General features: G+C 40.4%; 1 protein-coding gene. It reads right to left on the bottom strand.

Annotated elements, in window-relative coordinates:
* On the bottom strand, positions 1 to 544 hold a 544-nt coding region (locus tag PTI45_RS01925), incomplete at both ends, for an extracellular solute-binding protein (protein WP_139129202.1).

Here is a 544-nt window from a genome sequence, read left to right as displayed (position 1 = left end):
ACATATTGCGGTTGATTAAATTGAGCTTTGTTGTCACTACTAATCACTTCACTACCATTTTCCCAAGCAAACGGAAGTGTAAATACTTGATCCTGGCTATCTAGCAAAATACCATAGTTACCATTGCCTCTAGCTGCCAATTTTGTTGCTGCATCTTTCAATTCAGCCCACGTTTTTGGTGGTTCGTTATAACCAACTTGTTTTAGCAAGTCTGCACGGTAGAACAATACGCGAGTATCGATATACCATGGAATACCAACCAATTGATCGTTGTAGGTCATTGTTTGTTGAGCACCTTTGAAGAAGTTATCTACTTTCAGATTTGGATATTTCTCTGTGTAAGAAGATAAATCTAGCAATGCTCCAGCATCTGCAAATTCAGGAATCCAACCCAGTCCCATTTGCACAACATCAGGACCTTTTTTGGAAGCGACCGCAGTTAGCAATTTGTCATGGGCATTATCCCAAGGAATCGCTTGCACTTCGACTTTGATATCCGGGTTAGCTTTTTCAAAATCAGGTACGATCTTAGCAAGTGCTGTTC

The sequence above is a fragment of the Paenibacillus nuruki genome, from assembly GCF_001721045.1.
In the GTDB taxonomy this organism is placed as follows: Bacteria; Bacillota; Bacilli; order Paenibacillales; family Paenibacillaceae; genus Saccharibacillus; species Saccharibacillus nuruki.
Note: the sequence above shows the minus strand (reverse complement) of the source record. Positions and strands in the feature narration are given on the sequence as shown.